General features: G+C 53.6%; 23 protein-coding genes and 2 tRNA genes. 14 read left to right on the top strand and 11 right to left on the bottom strand.

Annotation, left to right across the window (positions count from 1 at the left end):
- Positions 1-398: 398 nt before the first annotated feature.
- The gene (locus ACVBAU_RS13340) at positions 399-818 is read left to right on the top strand and encodes a CoA-binding protein (protein WP_448326750.1); all 420 of its coding nucleotides are present in this window, start codon (positions 399-401) and stop codon (positions 816-818) included.
- Between the two features lie 89 nt (positions 819-907).
- Here the strand turns inward: ACVBAU_RS13340 and ACVBAU_RS13335 are convergent, their stop codons facing one another.
- From ACVBAU_RS13335 to hisA, 3 genes are all read right to left on the bottom strand, one after another.
- A complete protein-coding gene (locus tag ACVBAU_RS13335) occupies positions 908-1,213 on the bottom strand; it encodes a phosphoribosyl-ATP diphosphatase (protein WP_138922892.1) in 306 nt (101 codons plus the stop codon).
- Positions 1,210-1,971, bottom strand: coding sequence for an imidazole glycerol phosphate synthase subunit HisF (gene hisF, locus ACVBAU_RS13330; RefSeq protein ID WP_138922893.1), 762 nt, complete (start codon positions 1,969-1,971; stop codon positions 1,210-1,212). Before hisF ends, ACVBAU_RS13335 begins: the two co-directional genes overlap by 4 nt.
- A gap of 91 nt (positions 1,972-2,062) precedes the next feature.
- The gene (gene hisA, locus ACVBAU_RS13325; RefSeq protein ID WP_138922894.1) at positions 2,063-2,779 is read right to left on the bottom strand and encodes a 1-(5-phosphoribosyl)-5-[(5-phosphoribosylamino)methylideneamino]imidazole-4-carboxamide isomerase; all 717 of its coding nucleotides are present in this window, start codon (positions 2,777-2,779) and stop codon (positions 2,063-2,065) included.
- A 143-nt stretch (positions 2,780-2,922) separates the two neighbouring features.
- Here hisA and ACVBAU_RS13320 point away from each other — a divergent pair, with 143 nt between their 5' ends.
- Positions 2,923-3,312, top strand: a complete 390-nt coding sequence (locus ACVBAU_RS13320) for a DUF2147 domain-containing protein (protein WP_138922895.1) — start codon at positions 2,923-2,925, stop codon at positions 3,310-3,312.
- Positions 3,313-3,443: 131 nt separating this feature from the next.
- On the top strand, positions 3,444-3,836 hold the full coding sequence (locus ACVBAU_RS13315) for a DUF2147 domain-containing protein (RefSeq protein WP_237271403.1): 393 nt from the start codon (positions 3,444-3,446) through the stop codon (positions 3,834-3,836).
- A gap of 15 nt (positions 3,837-3,851) precedes the next feature.
- On the opposite strand, the gene hisH is transcribed toward ACVBAU_RS13315, so the two are convergent.
- Positions 3,852-4,490, bottom strand: coding sequence for an imidazole glycerol phosphate synthase subunit HisH (hisH, locus tag ACVBAU_RS13310; RefSeq protein WP_448329000.1), 639 nt, complete (start codon positions 4,488-4,490; stop codon positions 3,852-3,854).
- A 2-nt stretch (positions 4,491-4,492) separates the two neighbouring features.
- Positions 4,493-5,080, bottom strand: coding sequence for an imidazoleglycerol-phosphate dehydratase HisB (gene hisB, locus ACVBAU_RS13305; RefSeq protein WP_448326749.1), 588 nt, complete (start codon positions 5,078-5,080; stop codon positions 4,493-4,495).
- Positions 5,081-5,230: 150 nt separating this feature from the next.
- On the opposite strand from hisB, the gene ACVBAU_RS13300 reads away from it, so the two are divergent.
- Both ACVBAU_RS13300 and ACVBAU_RS13295 read left to right on the top strand, forming a co-directional pair.
- A complete protein-coding gene (locus ACVBAU_RS13300) occupies positions 5,231-5,470 on the top strand; it encodes an Lrp/AsnC ligand binding domain-containing protein (RefSeq protein WP_093732457.1) in 240 nt (79 codons plus the stop codon).
- On the top strand, positions 5,467-5,802 hold the full coding sequence (locus tag ACVBAU_RS13295) for a hypothetical protein (protein WP_448326748.1): 336 nt from the start codon (positions 5,467-5,469) through the stop codon (positions 5,800-5,802). The genes ACVBAU_RS13300 and ACVBAU_RS13295 overlap by 4 nt, the downstream gene beginning before the upstream one ends.
- A 3-nt stretch (positions 5,803-5,805) precedes the next feature.
- On the opposite strand, the gene ACVBAU_RS13290 is transcribed toward ACVBAU_RS13295, so the two are convergent.
- Positions 5,806-6,750, bottom strand: coding sequence for a response regulator (locus ACVBAU_RS13290; RefSeq protein WP_448326747.1), 945 nt, complete (start codon positions 6,748-6,750; stop codon positions 5,806-5,808).
- 397 nt (positions 6,751-7,147) lie between these two features.
- Between ACVBAU_RS13290 and ACVBAU_RS13285 the strand changes: the two genes are divergently transcribed.
- The gene (locus tag ACVBAU_RS13285) at positions 7,148-7,729 is read left to right on the top strand and encodes a hypothetical protein (protein ID WP_448326746.1); all 582 of its coding nucleotides are present in this window, start codon (positions 7,148-7,150) and stop codon (positions 7,727-7,729) included.
- A gap of 766 nt (positions 7,730-8,495) precedes the next feature.
- On the opposite strand, the gene ACVBAU_RS13280 is transcribed toward ACVBAU_RS13285, so the two are convergent.
- From ACVBAU_RS13280 to ACVBAU_RS13265, 4 genes are all read right to left on the bottom strand, one after another.
- Positions 8,496-8,570 (bottom strand) — tRNA-Gly (locus tag ACVBAU_RS13280).
- Positions 8,571-8,802: 232 nt separating this feature from the next.
- Positions 8,803-10,476 (bottom strand): cytochrome c oxidase subunit I, encoded by a 1,674-nt coding sequence (ctaD, locus tag ACVBAU_RS13275; RefSeq protein ID WP_138922902.1) that lies wholly within the window; start codon positions 10,474-10,476, stop codon positions 8,803-8,805.
- A gap of 326 nt (positions 10,477-10,802) precedes the next feature.
- The gene (gene lipB / locus ACVBAU_RS13270) at positions 10,803-11,459 is read right to left on the bottom strand and encodes a lipoyl(octanoyl) transferase LipB (RefSeq protein WP_448326745.1); all 657 of its coding nucleotides are present in this window, start codon (positions 11,457-11,459) and stop codon (positions 10,803-10,805) included.
- Positions 11,460-11,498: 39 nt separating this feature from the next.
- Positions 11,499-12,167: a DsbA family oxidoreductase gene (locus tag ACVBAU_RS13265; protein ID WP_138922904.1), complete on the bottom strand. Its 669-nt coding sequence runs from the start codon at positions 12,165-12,167 to the stop codon at positions 11,499-11,501.
- A gap of 175 nt (positions 12,168-12,342) precedes the next feature.
- Between ACVBAU_RS13265 and ACVBAU_RS13260 the strand changes: the two genes are divergently transcribed.
- Together ACVBAU_RS13260 and ACVBAU_RS13255 are read left to right on the top strand one after the other, a co-directional pair.
- Positions 12,343-12,428, top strand: a tRNA-Leu gene (locus tag ACVBAU_RS13260).
- 103 nt (positions 12,429-12,531) lie between these two features.
- A complete protein-coding gene (locus tag ACVBAU_RS13255) occupies positions 12,532-14,196 on the top strand; it encodes a site-specific integrase (protein WP_448326744.1) in 1,665 nt (554 codons plus the stop codon).
- A 162-nt stretch (positions 14,197-14,358) separates the two neighbouring features.
- Here ACVBAU_RS13255 and ACVBAU_RS13250 read toward each other — a convergent pair whose 3' ends face one another.
- Positions 14,359-14,550, bottom strand: a complete 192-nt coding sequence (locus tag ACVBAU_RS13250; RefSeq protein WP_448326743.1) for a hypothetical protein — start codon at positions 14,548-14,550, stop codon at positions 14,359-14,361.
- Positions 14,551-14,687: 137 nt separating this feature from the next.
- Between ACVBAU_RS13250 and ACVBAU_RS13245 the strand changes: the two genes are divergently transcribed.
- From ACVBAU_RS13245 to ACVBAU_RS13220, 6 genes are all read left to right on the top strand, one after another.
- Positions 14,688-15,362 carry a hypothetical protein gene (locus ACVBAU_RS13245; RefSeq protein ID WP_448326742.1) on the top strand — a complete coding sequence of 225 codons (675 nt, stop codon included), beginning with the start codon at positions 14,688-14,690 and terminating at the stop codon, positions 15,360-15,362.
- Positions 15,363-15,386: 24 nt separating this feature from the next.
- Positions 15,387-15,848 (top strand): hypothetical protein, encoded by a 462-nt coding sequence (locus ACVBAU_RS13240; protein WP_448326741.1) that lies wholly within the window; start codon positions 15,387-15,389, stop codon positions 15,846-15,848.
- A 674-nt stretch (positions 15,849-16,522) separates the two neighbouring features.
- Positions 16,523-17,077, top strand: a complete 555-nt coding sequence (locus ACVBAU_RS13235; RefSeq protein WP_448326740.1) for a hypothetical protein — start codon at positions 16,523-16,525, stop codon at positions 17,075-17,077.
- A 399-nt stretch (positions 17,078-17,476) separates the two neighbouring features.
- Positions 17,477-20,716: a DUF927 domain-containing protein gene (locus ACVBAU_RS13230; RefSeq protein ID WP_448326739.1), complete on the top strand. Its 3,240-nt coding sequence runs from the start codon at positions 17,477-17,479 to the stop codon at positions 20,714-20,716.
- An 855-nt stretch (positions 20,717-21,571) separates the two neighbouring features.
- A complete protein-coding gene (locus tag ACVBAU_RS13225; RefSeq protein WP_448326738.1) occupies positions 21,572-22,177 on the top strand; it encodes a recombinase family protein in 606 nt (201 codons plus the stop codon).
- Between the two features lie 615 nt (positions 22,178-22,792).
- Complete coding sequence (locus tag ACVBAU_RS13220; protein ID WP_448326737.1) at positions 22,793-25,696, top strand: phage tail length tape measure family protein; 2,904 nt, start codon at positions 22,793-22,795, stop codon at positions 25,694-25,696.
- Positions 25,697-25,706 lie beyond the last annotated feature (10 nt).

The raw sequence follows: 25,706 nt of genomic DNA, 5'->3' as shown, positions 1-25,706 counted from the left end.
ATCTTCCCGCCAGCCGCAGGAATGTAAAAGCGCTGTGTAAAAATTTCATTCGGCTTAAGCCCGTGCCGATGACCGTGTGACTAAACCCAAAAACTTAAGAAAAAGACAACATGACGTTCGAAAATCGCGAATGAAGTGGCGGATAAGAACGGGAACTTTTTTGAGTTATTTTAATCGTTGCTAAAGGGGATGGCAAAAAACAGCTGATGTCTTCATAGTTTGTTCACGGATATGTCAGAAGCTCTTTGAATGAAGCAAATCATTCTTATTTGTCTTTCATGACGGCAGGCTTGGAACTCCTGCTGATCACCTAACTGTCCCTCGTTCCGTACCTTTGCGCCCTCACGTTTAACGTGAAGGGCGCTTTTTTTGGGCGCATTTAAAGTTTAGTAAGACATATGCATTACTCAGACACTCAGCTGACGAAGATTTTTAAGAATACGAAACGCATTGCTGTTGTCGGGGCCTCAATGAACCCGTCGCGGCCGAGCTACTATGTCGCGCAGTATTTGCTAACGAAAGGCTACGATATCGTTCCGGTCAATCCAGCGCATGCGGGACTGACCTTGTTTGATGCGACTGTATTGGCGCGATTGTCCGATATAGAAGGGCCAGTCGATATGGTCGATATATTTCGGCGGTCCGAAGCGGTCCCCGAAATTGTTGACGAGGCATTGGAGGTATTTCCCGATCTTGGCACTATCTGGATGCAAATTGGGGTCCAGCATCCTGTCGCTGCGGCAAAGGCTGAAGCAAAGGGTGTAGCTGTGATTCAGAATAGATGCCCGAAAATCGAGTTTCAGAGGCTATTTGGATGAAGCTCGCTTGAACCCGTCGCGATCAAAGATGTTGCGCTAGGTCGTGATGCCGTAAATGAGCGGCACTGCGCCACTAAGTTTGGTGCGCGTCAGCGAGATTCTTTTTCAGCCAGACCGCTTCGGTGTTGGCGGCGGGTCAGTTCGGCGAATACGTCGGACAACGCCACATCTCGCGACGCAAGCATGACGAGAAGGTGATACAGCACATCCGCCGCCTCTGAGGTCAGCTTTGCTTTGTCATCCTTAACGGCTTCGATAATTGCTTCTATGGCCTCTTCGCCGAACTTTTCAGCACACTTCTCAGGCCCTTTGGCTAGCAGTTGGGCGGTCCAGCTGCTAGAGGGATCCGAATGCTTTCGAGACTGGATCGTCGCAAATAAATCTTCGAGCATCATGAGAGCCTCATAGGGATACCGGCATCGGACATATGTTGTTTAGCCTGAGCGACCGTGAATTCGCCGAAGTGAAAAATTGACGCTGCTAGGACTGCAGAAGCGCCGCCCTTGGTCACGCCATCGACCAAGTGATCCAGGGTGCCCACCCCGCCGGAAGCGATCACAGGAACGGAAACTGCATCGGAGATGGCTCGCGTCAACGGAATGTTAAATCCTTGTTTGGTACCGTCTCGATCCATGGAGGTAAGAAGAATCTCTCCAGCACCTTTTTTTGCGACGGTCTTTGCAAACTCGACCGCGTCGATGCCCGTGGCCTTACGACCGCCGTGGGTGAATATTTCCCACTTTCCGGGAGCGACGGTTTTCGCATCGATCGCGCATACGATACATTGACTGCCAAACTGATCGGCAGCACGTGCAATGACATCTGGGTCGGCCACTGCGGCAGAATTAAAGCTAACCTTGTCGGCCCCGGCTAAGAGCAGCGCACGCACATCTGCGACAGCGCGGACACCACCGCCAACTGTTAGCGGAATGTAGCAGTGTTCGGCAGTACGCGTCACGAGATCGAACATTGTGCCGCGGTTTTCGTGGGTTGCATGAATATCAAGAAAACAAAGCTCGTCGGCCCCCGCGGCGTCATACGCGATTGCTGCGTCCACGGGATCGCCTGCATCGCGAAGACCAACGAAGTTAACGCCTTTGACAACGCGACCATCAGCGACATCGAGGCAAGGAATGATACGGGTCTTTAGCATGTGATCTTTCTCGCGACGGGGGCGGGCGAAAGCGGTTGGACGGCTGTCCGCCCCCCACAAACCACCCGAGAATTTGAAACCAGTTGGAAGCTTAGGCAAGCGCCTTCAATGCTTCGGTTAGGTTGATTGCACCATCATAAAGCGCCCGGCCGGAAATGGCACCGGAAATCACGCCGGTTTTTTTCAGCGCTTGAAGATCAGCAAGAGAGCTTACGCCGCCGGAGGCGATGACGGGAATGTTTACAGCGCGGGCCAATGCGGCGGTCGCATCGATATTAGGGCCTCCCATGGCACCATCCCGCATGATGTCCGTATAAATAATCGCCGCGACGCCGGCATCTTCGAACGATTTAGCAAGATCGGTAACCATTACATCGGTTTCTTCAGCCCAGCCTTTCGTCGCCACGCGACCGTTTCTAGCATCAATACCAACCGCAACCTTGCCTGGAAAAGCGCGGGCGGCTTCGCGCACGAGTGCTGGGTTCTCGACAGCGACAGTGCCCAAAATCACGCGTGCTAGGCCTTTATCCAACCAGGCTTCGATTGTCGCCATATCGCGGATTCCACCGCCAAGCTGGGCAGGAACTTTGCAGGACTTTAGTATGGCTTCGACTGGGGCAGCATTAACCGGCGTGCCGGCGAACGCGCCGTTCAGGTCCACAAGATGAAGCCAAGTACAACCGGCATCAACAAAAGACTGCGCCTGAGCCGCGGGGTCGTCGTTGAAAACAGTAGATTTTTCCATGTCGCCGTGCACGAGACGTACGGCTTGCCCATCTTTGAGGTCGATAGCGGGGTAGAGGATCATAGCGTTGCCCTTGGCTTTGGGGGAGTTGGCTTCAATTGCCACGCTGCGCGCTCTATTGCAACGCGGCAGAGGTGTCCCCTACGTCAAGCTTGCCTGAATCGTCATAATCGCTTCAATCTACGGTCATATCGGGAGGATATATGATGAAAAAGACGATTTTTGCGGTCATCGCGAGCTTGGGATTTGCCGGGGTCGCGATGGCAGCGGATCCCGCGGTAGGCGTTTGGCAGACGCAACCGGATGACGGGGCCTATGCACATGTCAAAATAGGCCCTTGTGGTGCCGCGGTGTGTGGGACGATCCAGCGGACGTTCAATGCGTCTGGCGAGTACAAATCCGAGAATATTGGCAAGCAGCTGGTTATCGACATGAAGCCCGACGGCAGCGGTAAATACGCCGGTAAAGTCTGGCGGCCTTCGAATAACAAAATATACATCGGCAAGATGACGGTCGCGGGCAACAGCCTAAAGCTTTCTGGTTGTGTGGCTGGCGGATTGCTGTGCTCTAAACAGGACTGGCAGCGGGTTAAATAAACCTCTGAGCGTACCGTAATCTGGCTAAATTTGCACGAATCGGGGCGCGGGTGTAGGATGCACTCGCGCCTTGGTTTTTTGGTGCGTTGCTAAAAAGCTGTAAGGCATGTGTCGCTTGGGGGAGTGATACGATGTTTTTATTAAAATATATTTACTGTGCTGCTATTTTTGCAGTTTCTTCGACCACTGTATTTGCTGATGTCGTCGAAGGTGTTTGGAAATCTACACCGGATGTTAATGGGTTAGTTGTTCATGTACGCGCAAAGCCCTGTGGGCCAGCGCTGTGTGGGACAGTTGAACGTGCCAAAGACCGGCGTGGATATGACAAGCGCTCAACCGCGGTTGGTAAGCGGGTATTCTGGGATATGAAACCGCAGCCTGATGGCAGCTATGTCGGCACATTGCTGGGGACTTCTGCCTCGGAAATGCGCAAGGCGACAATGTTAGTCCATGGCAATGCGATGCGGCTACAGACCTGTATCGGCGATGCTTGCAACGAGATGATCTGGACGCGCCTCCGATAGAAGGCATCCCCGTTGTTAGGGGCGCCAGTTCAAGAAATTTGCGATCATGCGAAGACCGGTAGTCTGGCTCTTTTCAGGATGGAATTGCATGCCGATCATGGTGTCGCGACCAATGACTGCGGTGACGTCGCCTGCGTAATCGACATGGGCCAGACGTTCTGAATTATGACGCACGTCCATATGATAACTATGTACAAAATAGGTATGATCGCCAGTCTTGATACCATCAAAAACAGGGTGAGGGTGGTCGATGACCAAATCATTCCAGCCCATGTGCGGCACCTTCAAAGAGGGGTCTCGCGGCGTGATTTTGGTTACTTCACCTTCAATCCAATCGAGCCCTGCCGTATCCTCATATTCGCGGCCCATGGATGCCATCAACTGCATGCCGACACAAATGCCGAGGAAAGGGCGCCCCTTCTCTACGGCTGCTTCGATCATAGCGGCATAGATCCCGCTTTGACCCTTTAAAGCTGCCATGCACGACGGAAACGCACCATCACCCGGCAGCACAATACGGTCAGCGCGGGCAACAATATCGGCATCCGCGGTAACGATGACATCACCTGCATCACATTCCCGCGCCATCCGTTGGAACGCTTTGTGGGCCGAGTGAAGGTTACCCGACTCGTAGTCGATTATCGCTGTCAACATCGTCAAAGCGCACCTTTGGTAGATGGTATATCGGACGCTTTACGCGGATCCGTCTCAACTGCGTCGCGCAGAGCGCGGGCAACGGACTTGAATACAGCCTCTGCGATGTGATGGCTATTAATGCCGTGCAGCATGTCGATGTGGAGCGTGATGCCGCCATGGGTGCTGAGTGCCTGAAAGAATTCACGTACCAGTTCGGTATCAAAATTACCAATTTTCGCGGTGGGCAGATCGACGTTCCAGATCAGAAAGGGACGCGCTGAAAGGTCCAGCGCCGTGCGGATTAACGCGTCATCCATTGGCAACAGACAGGCACCGTAACGACGAATTCCGCGCTTATCGCCAAGGGCAGTGCTAAGGGCCTGCCCAAGTGTGATCCCCACATCTTCCACTGTGTGGTGGTCATCAATATGCAAATCACCTTTCGCGGAGATTTTCATGTCGATTAACGAATGGCGTGCCAGTTGGTCGAGCATATGGTCAAAGAAACCAATACCGGTTTGATTGGCATAGGAACCTGTTCCGTCTAGGTTGATTTCGACACTGATTTCGGTTTCAGCAGTGGAGCGATTGATGGTGGTCTTGCGCACGTGAGTATCCTTGTCTTTCGGTATCTTATAGCAGTGCAAACCGTCGCGCCAAGTCCAAGCGTCTTTAGTCAGGTCTGGGTTAATCAGCGATTGCGGCGATACCCGCCTTATGTCAGCTTGGGCCTGTCGCAAATAGTCGAAAGTCTCCCCATGTCCACCTGCGTGTTTATTCAGATTCGGTGTCGGCCGGGCACAACCTATCGCGTTGCCGAAGAGGTCGCTCTGCGGGAAATACACTCCGAACTGTATTCAACATCTGGCGATTTTGATCTTTTGATGAAGCTGTACATTCCGTCGGGCAAAGACATCGGCGTCTATATCAATGATAACCTTCTGGACATCGACGGCATTGAGCGCTCGCTCACGACGATGACGTTCAAAGCGTTTTGAAGCTTCTGATCTCGACTGCTATCGTCTGGTCTGTACTGTCCGGTGCCGTGCTGGCCCTTACCTATGAGGGCGAGGAAGCTGCAGCTTTGCGTTGCGCAAATATGATCGCCCATACGGCGGTCACATTGGCTCGGGCAGAAATGATTGGTGAGGACCAAAAGACGGTGATGCTCGGGGTTACTGTCCTTATTCTAGAACGGCATGTGAGCGGAACGCGCGGGCAGAAAAAGACGGCCATGACCATTTTGCGCGACCGTCGCACGATCGATCAGACGCTTGAAGACTATCGCAAGCATGCCGCGCATTGTTTGGTTCAGTTCCCGATCAACTGAACCTTAAGCCGCTGCGCATTTTGTTGCATAGCGCGATTCGGCGCGCGACAGCGCCCGTTCAAAAGTCTTTTTAACCCGCTGAGTTCGGTTCGCATTCGGTGGGATGGGGGTGCCGACTGACAGACTGATGGATTTGCCGTTGGCGTCGCCTTGGAGCAAATTCAATACGTCCATTTTCGCCTGTAACCCTGTTTCCATCCGGTCCCATTCGGGCAGGTTTGGATCGCGCGTGATACACAGGAATGCACCATTGCCTTCGTACGACATAAGCAGGTGGGGGCAGGTAATAAGGTCCGACAACGTATCGGCCAAGCTGGTCAGAACGTGGACGTAGTCGTGATGGGATATTTGATCGAACAGATGTTCAGCATCGTCAATAGAAACGCAAAATACCTGATATTTATCCAATTCACTGCGTTCAAGCTGGGTGATGTAATTCCCCAGTGAGAACGATAGAATCAGGCGGCCCACATTCGCCAAATATAGTTTATCGGCGAGGTTGATATCCGGGGGTATCAGTGTACCATCTTCTGATAAGTCGCTGGTATCAATGCGTTTTATCGTTTTTGAAGAGACCAGCAAACGCTCGGCCACGCGAATTCTGTTATAAATATCTTTAAGATTGAAAGGCTTTGCGATGTAGTCATTTGCACCTGCGGCAAAGGCTTTTTCGATCGAGATGGAATCAGTCTTCGCTGTCAGCATCAGGATCGGCTTGTTTTCATACCCTGGAAGCGTACGAATCCTGCCGCAAAGCTCGATGCCGTCCATTTCAGGCATATCAACGTCTAACAAAAGGCAGTCAAAGGGCACTTTTGCTGCCCCGATCATCTCGAGTGCTGCGGGGCCTGAAGGGGCTGTGTGCAGGTCGTTCAAATCCGCCTGTTCGAACATTGCAGGAAGAAGCTCAAGGATGAACGGATCGTCATCAACGGCTAAAATTTTCACATTGGTCTCCTTCCGAGAATTGCATCGACGTTTCGAAGCAACCTACGTCAAACTCCCTTAACGTTAGTAAACAAAACCGGCAACAATATGACTTTTTGCAAGTTTCGCCTTGTGCGGGAAATATGCGCTTTTGTTCAGGGAAGGTGAATAGGTAACTTTGCCTATCGAAAGAACAACGCATGGCAGTTGCCGTAAAATCGGCTTATTTTTAATTCAATTATAGGGAAAGTGCCTAGCCCATCGGATACATCTCATGAAAATTACCGCTCTGCCAATTTCATTTGCAATCGTCGTTCTGGTTTCAGGGTGTGCCTCATCCACCGTGGGCTCTCCGGGGCAAACAGGCTCCCCAATTGCGGCCCTGAGGTTTCAAGAAACTCATGAGAGCGACGCTGCAATGCTCGAACAGACCGCGGCTCTTGACGCGTTGATGCGCGATATTGTGCGCAGCTCGACGGTGAAGCATGCTGCGGTTGGTGCCGCGCTGGGGTGCGGCATTTCGGTACTTGCCACGGCCAACGCGTCAGGTTGCCTACGGTCAGCCGCGGCGGGAGGCGTTGTCGGTGCAGTCAGCGGTAACTTGGCGGGCAGGCGCGAAGTCGCTCGGCGAATGCAGCTGGTGTCGGCAAATGATCTGGTGCGGAGCATTCGTAAATCGAACGAGAAGCTGGATCATATCATGACCGATCTACCGCAGATGCTCTCGCGGCAAGAAAATATCGTCGCGACACTGGGGCATCGCAAGGCTTCAGGCGAACTCTCACAGGATGAGTATGAATCCCAAGTGGCACATATTCGCGCCAGTAAAGCAGAAGTCGCTGAGGCGCTTATGTTGTCCTCCAAACAGGCTAAACTGGCGCAGCACAACCTTGCCGATGCGGCAGCGCAGGGCCAAACAGGTCTAGAGTGGCACATTCGTGCCATTGAGCAGTTGGAGCGCGAGACACTGTCGGCACGGTCAACGATCTCTTTACTGTGATAAATCACTAAGGTTCGTCCGGCGGGAAGCGATCCCAAACTGCAGTACCCTTGGCTGGGGTGCAGCCAAGGACACCGGAAAATGTCGACGCGGTAGTAACCTATATGCTGTTCACCAGGCGATCCTCCCACCCTTAGCTGGCCAAGCCTCGGAGCGCTCATAACTCATTTCATGCTCTCTTTCAGATTGGGGCCGATGCCCATGTTTGATCAATTCACGATGTAGCTTCAGGATATACCAACTTAACAACACGCCTTTAGCATCCCTTTTCTATAAGCTTTGACTAAGGCATTTTGCACTTCCTATCGAGTGCTTCAAAATCTCGATGATAATAGGTTTGACGACTTTACCTACACTGCGCAGTTGCTCGGTCTATGCGCTCATGTTCAACCTCGGATGGTGAGGGAGGTGGGAGCCCGTGTACTCAAACCTCCTGCGGCCGTTTGCGATGAATTGGTTGCGTTGTCACCGTCTGGAATGCCGGTTGAATGAGGCAGAGCCAAAGCCAAGTGCAGTTGATCCAATGGCTACGCGACGGCATTTTTATCGCCGCATTTTAGGCGCACGAGTTTCTTTGGCTGACGTTGAATAGACTGCTAAAATAAATGGAGAAATCTAGCCGTCGAATTGCCCTCTAGCTGGAAACATATTGACGACGTGCCCACGATGCTGCCTCAAAGGATCAGAGATTCCTGCAGGATACCGGAACAGCAAAAGGCCACCCGAAGGTGGCCTTGCTGTACTGCTGGGTAGGCAGTAATCCAGATGGAGCGGGCGAGGCGATTCGAACGCCCGACCCTAACCTTGGCAAGGTTATGCTCTACCCCTGAGCTACGCCCGCATCATCTGGTAAGGCTTGGAATACCTATAGCAGCGGTGAGCCGCAAGCAGAAAAATAAGTTTTTTCAAAATTAATTTAGCGAAGCTTTCACACATGTATCTTAAGCGAGCATTTTCGCGAGTCCGGGGGGTAACTACATCTGATGATTGCTTTTTTTACGCTGAGTGTAGCCATGCGCTGACAAAAAAAGGCCCCAACCGCCGTTGGAGCCTTTCGCTTTTTATGGTGCCAATTAATGACTGGGTTGCTTGTCCCATTCTTCCTGTTTTGGAAGAATTTCGAAGGTATGCTCTGGTGGCGGGCTTGGTAGCGTCCATTCAAGCGTATCCGCATACTCATTCCATGGGTTGGCAGCTGGGCTGCGCGCGCCACGGGTCAGTGTATAGAACATAACACCGAAGAAGAATATGAAGGATGCAAAGCTGAGGAACGCGCCGATCGAGGACCAAAGGTTCCAGTAAGCGAATGCTTCAGGATAATCGATGTAACGACGCGGCATACCTTGACGACCCAAAAAGTGCTGAGGGAAGAAGGTAAGGTTCGCACCGATAAACATCGCCCAAAAGTGCAGTTTCCCAGCCCATTCAGGATACATGCGGCCAGTAAACTTGGGCAGGTAGAAATAGATACCTGCGAAGATCGCAAAGACGGCACCAAGGCTCATTACGTAGTGGAAGTGTGCAACGACATAGTATGTGTCGTGGTAATAGCGGTCGACCGCTGCTTGGGAGAGAACGATACCTGTCACACCGCCAACGGTGAAAAGGAATAGGAACCCGAACGCCCAAAGCATAGGTGTCTTGAACTCGACCGATCCGCCCCACATGGTTGCGATCCAGCTGAACACTTTAACGCCAGTTGGCACGGCGATAACCATTGTCGCCAACATGAAATAGGCTTGTTGGTTCAGGGATAGGCCAACGGTGTACATGTGGTGTGCCCAGACAACGAAGCCGAGCGCACCAATTGCGATGATCGCCCAAACCATTGGAAGATAGCCGAAAATAGGCTTGCGGCTGAAGGTCGCAATGACGTGGCTGATAATGCCAAACCCTGGGAGGATGATGATGTACACTTCGGGGTGACCGAAAAACCACAGGATGTGTTGGTACAGAACCGGATCGCCACCGCCCGCAGGGTCAAAGAACGCGAATCCAAAGTTGCGGTCCATGAGAAGCATGGTGATGGCACCAGCCAGCACGGGCAGGGATAGCAGGATGAGCCAGCTTGTTACAAAGATCGACCAGCTGAACAGCGGCACCTTGAACAACGTCATGCCGGGGGCACGCATGTTCAGGAAGGTTGTGATCATGTTAATGGCGCCAAGGATCGAAGACGCCCCCGATACGTGTACAGCGAAGATTGCGAAATCCATCGACATACCGCCTTCACGAACGGACAGCGGTGGGTACAGAACCCAACCCACGCCAGACCCAAGCTGGCCGCTGCCGCCTGGCGTCAACACCGAACACACGGCGAGTGTTGTGCCGCCGACGTAGAGCCAGAAAGACAGGTTGTTCATCCGCGGGAACGCCATGTCCGGCGCGCCAATTTGCAATGGCATCAGGTAGTTACCGAAACCACCGAACAAAGCTGGAATGACGACAAAAAACATCATCAAGATGCCGTGCGCCGTGATCAACACGTTCCAGAGGTGCCCGTTTGGCGTACAGGTCGCAGCGCTATCAGCGATAAACCGCGCGCCTTCCATACACATATATTGCACGCCTGGGTGCATAAGCTCCAAACGCATATATATGGTGAAGCAAACTGATATAAAGCCAACGAAGGCTGAAACGATCAGGTACAAAAGCCCGATGTCTTTGTGGTTTGTGGACATGAACCAGCGCGTGAAAAAGCCGCGCTCGTCGTGATGGTCTTGCCCGTGAATGGCTGCGTCTGCCATGCGGTGCCTCCTGAGATTGGGTTGTCAACTCACGCTCCGGCAGGGAACGCGCATTGAATTAAAGATCGTTCTAGTGCGGCTTGCCAGTATGGGCAATGGCCGCGTTTGACGCAGGGCAGGAAAAAAGACCGATCTATCGACGGTAGCACCGGGGCATATGGGCCTGTGAACGTGGCCCCGGGGAGTGAGCATTGGTCCTAAGTTAGGTAGTATGAGTAGAGGCATATAATGTAGTAATGAAAAAAGCATGAACCTTTCATGGATTTCACGCCTCCCGCTCTGGCGTGGAGCGGCCAAGAAGAGAGCCCAGTATTTCAGGGGCTAGGTCAAGATAGATCAGGGAAGATGTTAGCGAATTGATTTTTCAGCGCGATGTCGACGTCTTCCATCGTAACCGCCAGACCAAGATCGACGAGCGATGTCACACCGTGTTGCTGAATGCCGCAGGGAACGATTCCGGAAAAATGTTCCAGATTTGGATCAACATTTATACTTATTCCGTGGAAGCTGATCCACTTTCGTAGCCGAATGCCAATCGCTGCAATTTTGTCTTCACGAATATCCCCGTTCGAACTCAGCGGTTTGTCGCGGCGCTCCACCCAGACGCCGACGCGACCTTCTTTGATTTCTCCGCTGACGGTAAAGCTTGCTAGCGTTGCGATGACCCAGTGTTCAAGGTCTTGCACAAAACGTCTCACGTCTCGGCCGCGCTTACCTACATCTAGCATTACGTAGACAACGCGTTGGCCTGGGCCGTGGTAGGTGTATTGTCCACCGCGCCTTGTTTCAAATACCGGAAACCGCGTTGGATCGGTCAGGTCTTCAATCTTGGCAGAAGTGCCGGCTGAATATAGCGGGGGGTGCTCTACGAGCCAGATGCACTCGTCAGCGCAATTCGAGGCGATAAGGGAGGCGCGTTCCTCCATCCACGCTTCAGCTTCGCGGAAATCAACAAGCTCTTTGGACGTGATCCATTCAACCATACTAAATGCACCGGCTAGGAGGGAATGGCAGAGCGCGCATTATGCGGCACTCATTTCTTTGACGACCTTTTCTAGAATTTGCACATAGTTATCGACACCCTGCGCACCGGTAACCAGGTATTTTCCGGCGAAAACCATCGACGGAACGCCTGAGATTCCCTGGGATGTCCAGACCGATTGCCGCTCGCGAACGCGTTCAACGTGGCTTTTGCCGTCCAGAACCTGCCGCGCTTCATCACGGTCCAGTCCAACCTGAGCTGCAACGTCGACAAGCACTTTAGGGTCAGAGACATCCAAGCCCGCGGTGAAATGTGCTTCGAACAGAGCGAGCTTCAGTGGATGCTGAAGGTTTTGATCTTGTGCCCAATCCAGCAATTGGTGGGCTGCAAAGCTGTTGACGATGCGGCTCTCCGCATCAAATTGAAAATCAATCCCGAGTTGAGAGCCGATTTGAGTAAGATGGGCACGATTCTGAGCGGACTGCTCGGGCGATGCGCCATATTTTTCGGCAATATGCTCCACTAGGTTTTGACCCTCCGGGCCCATTTGGGGGTTCAGCTCGAACGGATGCCAGCGAATGAAAGCACCGATGTTCAAGGCAGCTAACGCCTGTTCTAGCTGGCGATACCCGACAATACACCAAGGACACATGACATCAGAGACAATATCGATCTGAAGGGCAAGGGTGGTTGGGCTCGCTTGGGTCATATCTCTTCCTTGATTCATATCCTCCCTTAAGTTTACGTCCTTGCGCTGATTTTCAAGTCATGCTGCCTAATTGAGTGGTAAATCACATGAATCTGAACAAGCCCTTAAGCCAGCGCATTTTAGCTCTTCACTTTGCGAAAAACTTTGTCTAAACGAGCCTCACAAACCATGGCGTGCGGTCGTGGCGGAATGGTAGACGCGCAGCGTTGAGGTCGCTGTGGGGTAACACCCGTGAGAGTTCGAGTCTCTCCGACCGCACCAATTTGTCCCCCTATATTATTGAATTTCGTACATAATAGGCAGTTCCAGCTTGTTTTGTCCCAGTATTTGTCCCAACTTATGTCCCAACATCAATTTGGGACAAATGGTCATGACAAAGGTAGCTGGTACGAAGAAGAGAAACGGGACATACCATTTCAACATCCCCATCCCCTCCAAGATTCAAAATCTGTACCCGTCGAGGACTCCGGGTAAGTTTAAGCTAATCTTTGATGGCACTATGAAGACAACCGATGCCCAGACCGCAAAGGACAAGGTGGAAGACCAGAGGGCTATCTTTCGCCAGCAGCTTCGCAATCTAGAACGTAAAGAAGAGCAAGAGCGTATAGCGGCGACATTGGATCCCGCTGACGCGGCGCTGCTGGCAGAGCTAGGCGGCGTCCATGGCCTTCTGCGTCAGATCAAAGAGCAACGCGCGGTGGCAGCTTTCACGTTGGCGGGGACGGGGGCTGAGCTAGCAGATGATAATTATATCGAGGTGGAAGGTGGTCACGAAACGCCGCCGACCCGCGTCAGCGGGGGGGAGCCTGACACACCTTCTGTAGGACGTCTGGAGCAGGAGCTAGGGCGTAGAGAGGCGCATGCCCGGATAGATCACCTTACCGCAGAGACGCGGCGTCTAAAGGTGGTTGCGGGTGCTCTAGGTGAAGACGTCCCGCCGCCGCCGGATGGCATAGACGAAGGGATAACCGGAATCCGTGAGCTTTCCGAGGGTTTCATAGACGCGCACAATTACACCATGCAGAACCGTGAGGCGGTCGCGAACACGGTTCGCCGCTGGGTCGAACTTCATGGTGACATCCCGATTGAACAATGGACGCGGGCGCATCTTCACAAGTTCGATGAGGTTCTACGCGGTCTGCCATCTAGCGGGCGGCGTGATGTGCGTAGTCTGTCAATTTTGGATGCGGTGGCGAAGGGGAGGGCGGAGGGTCTAGAGTCGATCAGCTACAAGACTCGGAAGCGATACAGTGACCACCTAAAAGCGATGACCAAGTACGCGGTGGCGAGGGCTGGCCTGCTTATGTCGGACCCCTTCGCGGGATACGAGCCGGTAGGTGAGAAGGTGAAGCACAGCAAGGCAAAGCAATCGGACGTTATACCTTATACGCCCACGCAAGTGGGAATGATCTTGGATCACTGCGCAAAAACTTTTGATCGTCAGGTAATGGACTATTGGATGCCTATGTTCGCTGCTTACACGGGGGCACGCCGTGAGGAGATAGGTCAGCTGACGATCAATGACGTCCGGTTGGTGGGCAACATATACGTCATGGACATCACAGACCTAGGCGAAGATCAAAAAATTAAGAATAAGCACAGCTTGCGAACCATTCCGATACCTTCACCCATTTTGGCGGCAGGTTTTGTCGAATACTGGCAAAGTCGCATGGCGGCGGGGGCGAAGTACCTTTTCCAGCGCAGCTTCACAGACAATCTGACGAAGAAGAAGAGTTTGGTTGAGGTTGCTCCAGACAGGCGTGGGCGTTTCACTGAGGTGTACGGCAAAAACTTTCCCCGCACCATTCGTGAAAAGTTGGGTTTGACCGAAGAGGGTATGACCTTCCACAGCCTGCGGCATTCTTGGACAGACGCAGCACGACGCGCCAAGATCGATAAGGAAACGCGCCGCCTGATTGCAGGGCGTCTCGACGGTGAAGATGTCGTTGAGGCTGGGTATGGCGGCGACGACCTGCTGGCGACCAAGCTTGAAGCGCTGGAAGAGATCGCAAGGTATGTCCGAGACTAGGCAGGACGATACCTAGCAGACCTACAGAGAGGCCCCTGACGGGGCATCTGCTCATTCTATATACCATCCCGCCAAAGCATCGCGGATATGGCCTGCATTGGCTCTCCTATCGACTTCAGGACCTCGAGTGTGGCACGCAGGTGTGTTTCTACTTCAGCCGCGTTAGCGGCGTGGATGCATCACCACATTATCTTTAGGTATGGCCTCCTGCATCGCGGATAGCTGCTGCTGTGCGTGATCCAACATCCCGCTAAGCTGGCGCATCATCGCCGCAGAAATGGGGGCTAGAGCCGCGTCAGCCATCCTCGATGTCGCGGTAATTAGGTCGCCGTGCATCTGCTCAGAAATTGTCATGATTCGGTTTCTCCATTGGTGTGATTAACACCTAGGAAGCTATAACCTCGCTATGTGACTGTAAACGAAAGAGATTCTTGCCCGCAAATGGCACGCAAAGTGGCGTGGTGCAATTTTGATTCACAATATAATCATTTATGCAAGATAAAATGACCCTTTTTGCTCAAAAAGTTGACAGATGTCACTTTTGCTGTCATACAGGTGTCAAGCAGGAAGACGCAGAGCGTTCCAGCGATCCCCAAAAAAAAAATAATAGGAGTCATCTGTCGATGAGCCTTGATACGAACAGCGCGACGCTGCGCATTCTTGATCTACAGAACCTCGGTGTTGCAACCAAAAGATCACTGGTGCGGTGGTTCCAGCCGCGACCAGTAGCCCACGTGGTTTCAGGCTCGCCTAAGGGCGTCCTGTACCCTCTTCCTGAGGTCGTGGCACGCATCCGGCAGCGCTCTCAGCGTGGGTTGTCTGGCGATGTTCTGCATCGTGTCGTGACCTTCGACTCACAGGTACGCGCACGGCGTGGTGACGATATCTACCTAGGTGAACACGCTCAGTGTCGATCTGCTGAGTTTGCTTGCTCCCTAGCCCCTGAGGAGGCCGAGCGGGCCAGAGGTATCCAGCGCCAAGTAAGAGAAGCGGCTATCCGAAGCGGTTTGCCGGGGGTGGAACATCTACGCCAGATCACTCTGATCCACCCAGCGGTGGTGCGGTACGTCCTGAGCAATCAAGCCGATGAACTCCCATGGGGTGATGCAGGCTGGCGAAGCTGGATCAGCGCCCTGTGGGCAGTAAACCCTGAGAAAAACACATAAATACAACAACTTGAGGTAAGAAAAATGAGCGATATTAACGAACTGCTACAACATCTCAGCGATGAGGACAGAGCAAATCACTTAAAAGCGCTAGCCGCCGTAAAGTCAGCTTTTGCGGAGTACACCAAGGTTGAGGTTGATAATCCAGCACTGATCGAAAACCTTCCTGCCGTGCGTGAGCACGTCCTGTCAGGTGGTGCCATCGCGCTGGACCTTGAAGCGGCGATTGCATCCTTGAAGGCTGATCCATCTATCTCCGCAAAGCTGATCGCCGCAGAAACTGAAAAAACTCAGCACGACACGATCAGGAAGGAGACAGCGGGCATGAGCAGACAGGCGAAAATGACCTACGCGAGAGATCGTGGTCTAGACCGCCCCCGGGCGGATGTGGCTGACAGTATGACGATGAACGAACATCTCGCCATCCTGAAGGGCCTAGGGCCGCAGCAGAGGATGGCCTATGCGCGTCGGCACGGCATCTCCTGACATGAATGATTTTTTGGACAGAGTCATGAACGATGCAGGGCGATTTCAATACGGTGCGCACGGCGACACCGCGACACCACCTCGGAAGAGATCAAAGCAGGATAATAAGCGGCGAAAACAGGTGCGTGAGCGGTTGGAGCGAGGTCTTCAGCGCCGCAAGGAATGGACCGCTGAGCAGCTAGAAGAGGAGGAGGCCCGATTCAGGCGGAGGTCGCTGCAATCCTCGACGCCCGCCGTGAGCAGGATCAGGCAGCATAGAATACTGGCCCGCCCATGGCCAGTCGCTCCGGCGGCGGCGATCTCCACGCCGCCGGGGCACCAATCACACACACACACATGAGAAAGACCAATGAAATGACGAAGTTTAAACTATCCAACCCACCTAAAACTGTCGCTGGAGAGTTTGAGCGGCTGCTCCTTGCGGAGATGTTGAATCACGACAACCGGAACGGGCTGGGAGGGTATTTCCTCCGGCGAGAAGATGTTGAAAAGTTTCGATTTTTGCTGGGTGGTGACGCTGACCTTGCCATGCAAGGAGCAGGATTCAGGCCGCATGACCGCCACCGACACCAGATGACTACAGGTTCCAGATCACCCCACGGTGACGAGGCTAAGATTCACCTAAAAATTAAGTGGGATACCGTTGAGGCGGTCGCAAAATACTGGAGGCAAGTATGCACAAGCTAAAAAATGAACGGCACGACGCTTACGCCCGTCTTTTGGCCAAAGGTTGGAATCAGGTTCCGGCTTACCGAAAGGTATATGCTCCGGATGGCGATTGCCGCGCCGCAGCGTCCAGATTGGCAAAGCGTCCTGACGTGGTTGAGCTGATTAAATCCATTCGTGATGAGGAGGCTGCGAAAATCTTCGCGACCATGGGTGGAAGCTCAGGCGGGAGTCTCGCCGATCTTGGTATCACAGTGAGCTGGCTAGCGGACCAGTATCGCATTATCGCGGCCAGAAGCAGGGCAGAGGGCGACTACCGGACAAGCAGTGCCGCCGTGCACAACATAGAGAAGCTAGTCAGAGCGGAGACGCAAGCGGAGAGTGGCGACGCACCTAAGACGTCCAGCGCGAAAATCGACTTAGAGTCCATGATGTTCATTCTCGCAAAGCTAGCAGCGCCGACGGTCAAGATTGTCGATGATCAGCCTGCGAAGGACTCGGATGAGGTAGGCATGCTCGCGCGGAACAGGGCACACCGGGCTGCGGCAAGGGATGAGCAATAAAAAACGCCGCCCCGTGGGGAGCGGCGCAGGGTGTAGGAGAAAGCACTACACCGGGAAAAAAGACAATAGGGACACAACCCCCCTGCTACAATAAACATAACCCGGAACGCCCTCAATTGTCAAGCATTTTCTAAGCTGTAGCGGTTTTCCGTGACCCGGACACTACAAAAAACGGAAAACATCAGAATCACAAAATGATTCGTTGATCGAATCGTGATTCACAAATACAAGGTAATTACAAGATATAATGCGAAAAGACATTTCAGCTTGAAGCTAAAATAACACAGCAGCCCACCACGGGCGAAAAAGAGAGAAAGAAGACCAAGACCCATGACTAGCACGACTACTACCCAGCGCATTACTGCGCCCAAGAGAAAGCACCTCGCGAGGATCGACGCGATGCTGATGCCAGACCTTAACGACCTGCCAGACGACAGCGAGATTAATCAATATCAGTTCGAAGACGCGCTATCGTCAAGCAACGTGATCAGCATCAACTACTACAGCAATGCCGATGCGGGTGGAGCTATTTCGGAAGGTTCTGGTGAAGATGAATCTTCTGCTCCCGAGCTATTGAACGACGCCAAGCTAAGAGGCGTTTCCACGCCTGCATTTGAGAAGTTGCTGGAAAGGCCGATCACTTTGTTTGTCGGTGCGCACGGGAAGCTGACAGATTGGAACGTCGTCTCTAAGAGCTTTAAGGCATTGATCATAGGAGGCCCTGACTGGGGTTTTTCTGTGCATCGTGAAACCCGCCGCAAGGGAGGATTCTGTTTTGTTCCAGCAGAATTCACAGGTACCAAGCGTAGTGTTCATTCTGTTCGAAGGCTGCACGGAATCGGCCTCGACTTTGATGCTGGCACGGCACGTGCCGATGTAGAGGGAAAGATCGAAGAGCTAGGCATTGCCGCGATTGTTTACACATCTTTCTCTGACCAGAAGACAGTTTCAGATATTAAGCGCACGGCGCTTTTCAAGGAAATGCCACACATCGACGGAGAGCCGACAACAGCACATGTTCAGGAGTATCTGCGCGATTATGCACGCGCCATTTACACTGAAGAGCATATCACGTCAGTAGAAGTGATGGATGCCAACCATGCGACTAACGAAGGTATGGTTATTCAATATTCACATGCGCCTTTGGACAAGTTCCGCGTCTACCTACCCTTTCAAGATTCCGTCGACGTAGAAGACATTCACCGAGAGCTGCAACCCCGAAAGGATGTATGGGCAAACAAGGTGGTTGGCGCTGCCTATAATCTGCTTGGCGGTCATCCCGACCTTGCCTGCGTGGACATGAGTCGCGTGTTCTACATGCCCGAACACCCAAAGGGCGCTAGCCCGTCTATCACAATTTTCCAAGGTGACCCGTTAGCTTTTGATGATGTCCCGTCAATGGATAAGAGCGAATACGTCGCAACGTTTAAGATGAATAAGAATGGCCATAATGGCGCTGATCATTTGCTAATGTCCTGTGGTACTCCTTGGACCGTATGGGCTGCTCAGAACGCCGACCGTTTGCAGCTAGCTACTTTGATCGACACAGAATTTCCGGACATGGTGCGTAGCAGTAAGGGTGACCTGTTAGAGATTGAGTGCCCCAACGAAGACTATCACAGTACGCCGGGGGGCACTGGTACGCATGTAGTCGATGCTGATGGCATCGGCGGTGGTTTTCGGTTTGGCTGTAAGCATAGCTGCCCGGATGACCGCCTTGTGCTGCTCGCCGCACTCGCGCAAAATCAAGACTTCGACGAAAGCTGGCTCTGGGAAGATCATGACAATGGTGGATACCTGTGGCCTGAAGGGGAAGAGCAAACTTCACCTCCAGATGCAGATGCAGATGCAGATGCAGACACACCGCCGAATGCCTTTGAAGAACCAAAGACTTGGCTTCCAAAGAGATACGTTTTGAGAGGTGGTACTATTTACGCCAAGAGCGATGATGGTCAATCACCTATACCGATCTGCGCCGCTTTCGATGTGGTGGGAAGGTCATCGAACGAGGATGGCACGGCAGGTTCTGGACGCATCATCTCGTTCACCAACGAGAACGGAATGATCGTAGAGCGTACCATATCGCGTGCGGATATCATGGTCGATAGCAACGCAGTTCTGCGCGACCTAGCTGACTCTGGCCTGCTGATCTTCGGACGTAATAAGAAGGCAAATGACAGGCTTCTAGACCTTCTGAATGAGATCACGCCACAGCGCCAGATTCCGACCGTCACAACGCCCGGATGGTTTCGTGATGAACATGGCGAAGTGATGGGCTTTGCTCTTCCGTCGGGCGAATACGTAGGCTGCGCAGGGTCCCGTCCTGTACGGCTGGTTGAGGGTGCGCGTGTGGCATTCCCGAAGCCGCGCGGAACGGCTGACATGTTCACTGCTGCTGTGGTGGAGACATTCAAGTATGCAGATAGTAACTTCTACTGGACATTAGGCGTGGCGGCGGGGTTCGCCGGACCAATTCTTGGCCTCCTCAAGGACCGGTCGTGTGGCTTTGTTTTCTCTGGTCATTCATCACTGGGTAAGACCCTAGGCCAACAGCTAGGGGCGGCAGTTTTTGCATCGCCAGAGGACGGAGATGGATTGTTGCACAGCGCAAAGACCACGCCAAATGCAATTGAAGACCTCTGTGTTATCACCACGCATACCACGTTCATGTTTGATGAGATCGGGGCGTTTCAGGACAAAAAGTATCTTGAGTCTATGCTTTTTGGTATGTCCGGCGGTGTCTCCAAGGCCCGGAAGAAGGACCGAAATGTTGGGCTGGCGCAGCGGGTTAAGTACAATCCGTTCGTCGTCATGTCATCTGAATTCGGCATCAAGCAGGAAATCGAATCCGGCGGTGGTAAGTATCGTGCCGGACTCGTCGCCCGCTTTCCGGACATCGACGTTTCAGGGGGTGTCAGTGTAGATAAGGTGAGCCGCGATATCATGGAAGCAGTTAACCATAACTATGGACACGCGGGTCCGGCTTTCATCAAGTATCTGATAAGTTCAGGTGTGGTGAAGGATAAGGCGAAGCTGGTCCGGGAAGTGGATGCAATCATTGCTCAGCTATCACAAGGAAAGGCGGCTGTTATCGCACGTGCGGCAAAGCCTTTTGCCATCGCCCAGCGGGCGGGCGAACTGGCGGCTGACGCCTTGCTGTTGGGAGATGACATAGCAGCGGCAAAGCATGCTGTCAGAACCGCTGTAAAGGCCGCATGGGACGTGTTTAGCAGCTCTGATGAGGCCGGGACCGCGTCTAGCGGTGACGCTTTGCTGGATAGGATCACTTCAAAGTTCCAAGGGATGTGGGATCGTACAATCATCGCGGCGGGTGGGATCGCGTCGAATGGAACAAGTGTCGGTGAAGCTGAAGGAAAGGACGCCAGAGGTACGCCGTTAGGTTGGTACGACGACGAACATATCTACCTCGATTGGTCTCAGCTAGAAGACCCTAGCACCTCTCTTGGTGTGGCGGTGAAGCGCGTTGAGCTGGTCAAGGTGCTGGGGGATGCGGTGGCGCGTAAGTCGACACGGGAAGCGCCACAGTCGAAGCTGCCTGCCCATGTTGCACAGGCCGTCGATGGGGATGGAAGGTCAATCAAGAACCTGAAGATACGACGCGCCTCTATAGGTATGTAATTATAATAGATAGCGAATGAAGGCCTGCGTTAGCAGGCCTCTTTTGTTGCGAGGAGATGGATACTAAGTTCGTTCTGCAAATCTGCTGGGACTGGTCTGCCCCCCGTTGGTGAAGTTGGGGCGACATGGGGCGACATGGGGCGACATGGGGCGACGTTGGGGCGACACGCTGGGGCGACATTTGCATCATAAAAATAAGGGTGGGGCGACATGGGGCGACAAAATAAAGAAATAAACTAGTCCTCTTTAATTTGCTTGCCCCCACGGTGGGAGACAGCGGTTTTACACAATCCGGAAATATTTGTCGCCCCATGTCGCCCCATGTCGCCCCACGTTGATATTAAAGGATATTTTGCTTTTTTGCGATGTCGCCCCAACGTCGCCCCACGTCGCCCCAAATCCGGCTCCAGCCGCCGCACGACCCTGATCGCGCAACCCGCCAAAATTGCCACAACAAATTCAAAATATTGAATATATACCATAAAACACGGGGCTTTGACCCCTGCAACCACCAAGTAACAAAGTTGCGCATGAAGCACAGAGAATGTAATAAAATTACTTTTCGCCAAAGTGGACCTGTATCCCGCTAACGCGGGGCATCACCGACACACAGACCTAACCACATCCACATCCCGCTGACCTATCGCCCCTTTGACCTATCGAATGGGCATCCCCCCGCGTTAGCGGGGACCTGATCGCCGCGCCCCTCCGGTTTCTGATTTGGATCGCTATCAATAGAGATGTCCCTAAAGATATTTGATAGATATCTTTGATACACTATCAATTGAGGCTGGACTCCATCCTAGTGATACACTATCTCTTGATCTAGTAGCATGTGGTAAAGGAGAGAGTATCGTGGAAAACTGGGGTTATGTGAGGGTGAGCACGAATGCCGATAAGCAGGCTGCTACATGGCAACATCAAGCAGACCTGCTGACGCAGGCAGGCGCAACGAACATCTTCAAAGAAGAGTCGAGCGCAGGTCATCACCGACCTATCTTTGAAGACATGCTAGAGCAGGCAATGGACCGCGCGGAACAGACAGGCCAGCCCGTCAACATCCATATCACTAAGATGGATCGCGCCTTCCGAGATATTGAACATGCTATCCGGACCGTGAAGCGCTCACACAAGCATGGTATCCGCTTTACGCTGCATGACATCGCTATGACGCCGCTGGACCCCACGGACGCCGCGCAGAGCCTGCACTTCCATGTCCTTGCCGCTATCGGTCAATTCGAGAAAGACCGCTTCGCAGAGCGTCGCGCTGTCGGCATCGCCAAGGCGAAGAAGGAGGGCAAGTACAAGGGCAGAGCACCTACGGCACGGGCCAAGACAGCCGATGTGCTGGCATTGCACGGTCGTGACTTCAAAGCACCTGAGATCGCCAAACAGCTCGGCATCGGCGTTGCGTCGGTCTACCGCATCCTAGCGGACCACAAGGCCAAGGCTGACGCCTAACAGCGCTGACGCGCTCCAGCATGCGTCTCACGTGCTAACGCACGTCAGCGACCTTTACCTGATCCACCGACACACCTGACACGATCTACCGCGAACGCATCGGCACGGGTGACACGGTAGACCAGCGATGTACCCGGGGCGGTTAGTCGGTGGTGGCCTGCGTCAGCAGGTCTGCCCGTGCCATCACCATCACCATTCAATCCAGATCGCAAAGCGAAACACATTAGCAGAGACGTGTAACTAATTGATATTTATATATAACTATCGACGGAGGGACCCAAGACGGGGAGTAGGGAGGGGGTGAGTCGAGCGCACAGGTGCCTCAAGCGACCAGCGGCACAAGTGCTAGTTGTTAAAGTTCTGCTCTGCGTAGCAATATTTTTTCATCGGTCGGGAGGGGGTACCCCCACCCCCTCATCTGAATCGCAAATACCTTCTCAGAAATTTTCACTTTTTAGCTGGCAGGTTGCTCGAAATGACCCGTTGGCAATTAGGTCATAAGTGCTGACATGTGTTATACTTTAGGTATCCAAGGACGGAGCGGCAGTCACCGCACCACCGGGGGGAGCTGCTGGGTGCGCTCCCCCCAATTTACCCAGCACGAAAGATACCAAAATGACAAACACACACGAGATTCGCCTGAATATTAACGCGGCTGCTGCCAAGCGCGGTAGCCGTGATTTTACTGCTGCGATCATCGCAGTAAAGAACGCCATCAAAGACCTCGACCGCGACAGCCAAAACGCTTTCAGCAAGCTTCAGAACAAGAAAGTAACAGTCGATACATCCGGCATCAAAAAGGCTTCGACGGAGCTATCCAGCTTCGATGCCGCCGCGAAGCGTCTGGAGCTTAGTTCTAAGTCAGTATCCCGCGTTGCTGGTTCTCAGTTTGACCGCCTTTACGAGAAGGCCCAGCGCCTATCCGATACAGATGGCATCCGCACACTCACTGTAGAAATGGGAAGGCTTGAGACACGCCTAGCACGTGCACAGACGCCGCTGGATATCGCCGATGCCAAGGGCAAATGGCAGGACTCCGCAGCAGGTGTTATGTCCCTGAATCGCCAGCTTGAACTGCAGGAACGTGCCAGCAATATCGCGGCTACAGCAAACAGAAGCCATGCGGCGGCGGTGGATCAGCTCCGCGCAAAGTATAACCCCCTCTACGCGGCATCGGCACAGTATGAGGGTGCACTTCGCGAGATCGCAGAAGCAGAGCGGCTGGGTGCTATCAGCGCCGTACAGGCCAGCACCGCCCGCAAGGACGCCGCCACGACACTCGCCAGCGCCAGCGGTGTCATGGGCAAGTATGGGGCCTCTATGAAGGTCGCAGGCCATCAGGCTCAAAACGCCAGCTATCAGCTTCAGGACGTCTTCGTTACGGCTGAAATGGGCATGTCGCCGATGCGCATCGCTCTACAGCAAGGCTCGCAGCTTTCGATGGTTCTTAACGATATGTCACGCTCCGCAGGAGGCGCGAAGGGCGTCATCAGTGGTCTAGGTGCTGCCGTTGGGGGGATGCTGAATCCTGTTTCGCTAGCGACCATGGGTGTGATCGCCGGGGGCGCAGCGCTGTACCAGTGGGCATCCAGTGCCAGCGATGCCAGCGAAGAGGCAGAGCGCCTGACAGAGAAGCATAAGCAGCTAACAGAGACGCAGCGGACGCTAAACGATACAGTGCGCGGTATGCGTCTAGGCGTGTCCAGTGACGAACTGATCGCCATGGACTTGCTAGCTGCCAAAGGCGCTGAGATCGCAAAGCAGAAAGAGAAGATCGCGGGTATGGAAGGCTCGCGTATGTATATGGACGTCATCGGTGGCGAGCGCCAAGCTCTGGAAGCATTGCAGAAGGAGAAGGCCGCGCTACAAGATCAACTTTCGACCATCAAGTCTTTGCAGGACGCCAAGGAACGCCTGATCGCATCCACCCGGACCCTCGCAGATGATGAACGAACTGTCGGCGAGGGGATGCAGCTCACCGGACGCCAGCTAGCCGAGAACGAACTTACCGCAGAACTACTGCGCCAAGGAATCTCCGCCAGCGCTATCGCTGGTCTGGACCTGTCACGCGTGGATATGACCAGTGGCATCAGTAGTGCCAGCGCAGAAGCTCTTAAGCTCGCTAGCAATCTGCAACTGTCTCTGAGCGCTGCGCTATCATTGAAGAATATGCAGGACGGTTTGGTATATTCCGGTCGCGGTGGTGATCCCCGGAAGATGAATGACCAGTACACACGCGATCTCAACTACGTAGACCCGCAGGTATATATTGACCGTTTCAACAAGGCACAGGCCAAGGCAAGCAAGGTACGCGGCGGTGGTGGTGGTCGCACCGCCAAGCTTTCCGACGAGGCTAAGGCAATCAAGAACACGACTGATGCCATCGCATCCCGACACGCTGCCCTACTGAGTGAAGCACGTGCGATGGAGTTGGTGTCCAATAGAAGTTTTGCCACGATGGAAGCTGCCAAGCTCTTCGCCGATGCTGAATTGTCCGGCGCGGCTAATGTCGATGCAAAGACGCGGGCTATGCTTGCCCAGATCGATGCAGCGGAACAGCTTAAGGACGCACAGGCCAGCCCCATGGACGCCGTGATGGGTGATCTGGAGGGCAATTTTAAAAGCGCTCTATCCAGTGCGCTGCAAGGCGATTTTGACCTATCCAGCATCGCCGAAGGCATCCGCGCAAGCCTAGCTGACGCTATGGCGGAGCAGATCACAGACGCGATCTTTCCAGAGCTGAATAGCGGCGCATCAGAAGCAGCGCAGATGCAGGCCGCGCTGACAGCGGGCGGGGCTAACGCTGCTCAACAGATAAGAGCTGCGATGGCAACCGGAGCAACCGGAGCAGGCCAGAAACTAGGCTCAGGCGTCAGAACGGCATCTATACAGGGCGCAAGTGCTCTACAACGTGCTGGTATAACCTCTGCAACTTCGATGGCGACAGGCGTCTCAGCCGCAGGTTCTGCAGGCGCAACACAGATGCAATCAGGCATCATCGCAGGTTCCACGGTAGGTGCACAGAAGATGGAGTCTGCAACATCCGGCGGCGGTAATGGTGGTGGAGGTTTCGGTAGTATGTTCAGCGGCGGCAACTGGCTGGGCATCGGTGTAGGCCTGCTAGGCGGTCTCCTAGGTGGCGGAGGAGGTAGCAGCTCCTCCAGCTCCACGTACACACCCGTGACGAAGGTCAGCAGCTACTATGGTCCAGACGACGTCCCCAGCTATGCAGCGGGTACCGCCAATACGTCGGGCATCCCTGCCGTTCTACATCCGAATGAAGCTGTCATCCCGCTTTCCAACAACAGGAAGGTTCCTGTGGAAATGGGTAACGCAGGCGGTCCAGCTCCGATGACGTTCAGCGTCGTGAACAACGTGACGGTGGAAGGCTCAGAAGATGATCAGGAGAACGCCATGAACATCGCGACATCAATCTCTGAGCGCATGGAGATGATGATCGAAGAGAAGATGATCGAGCATTCCCGCTACGGTGGATATCTTAATCCCCGGGGAAGTTAGTGGAGGCGGC

Source organism: Sulfitobacter sp. M13, from assembly GCF_053474885.1.
Note: the sequence above shows the minus strand (reverse complement) of the source record. Positions and strands in the feature narration are given on the sequence as shown.